1 protein-coding gene is annotated in these 277 nt (G+C 49.1%); it reads left to right on the top strand.

The features are described 5' to 3' along the window. Positions 1–33: 33 nt before the first annotated feature. Positions 34–277: C69 family dipeptidase (locus MZO40_RS17180; RefSeq protein ID WP_252133496.1), on the top strand; the 244-nt coding region annotated here is incomplete at its 3' end.

Genomic DNA, 277 nt, shown 5'->3' with positions numbered 1-277 from the left:
CACTTGTTAGGAAACCGAGAAATAAGGAATTTTATGCTGACTCATCAGTTTAACCCCTATACTGCCTGTACCAGTATTTTAGTGGGTAAGAATGCGACTGCGGATGGTTCGACCATGATTGGCCGCAACGAAGACTCCCGGGCGGCCTGGGAGAAAAAATTCGTCGTTCACCCACACCGTGAATTCGATGAACCTCAGTCGTTTGAATCCAGTGACGCCGTACATCCGTTTAAAATGACGCTGCCCAAGATTCGGGCTAAGTATACGGCCACCCCTG

It is taken from the genome of Lactiplantibacillus sp. B652 (genome assembly GCF_023806745.1).
GTDB classification, from domain to species: domain Bacteria; phylum Bacillota; class Bacilli; order Lactobacillales; family Lactobacillaceae; genus Lactiplantibacillus; species Lactiplantibacillus pentosus.
The sequence above is the reverse complement of the archived record's forward strand: the minus strand, read 5'-3'. Positions and strand labels throughout refer to the sequence as shown.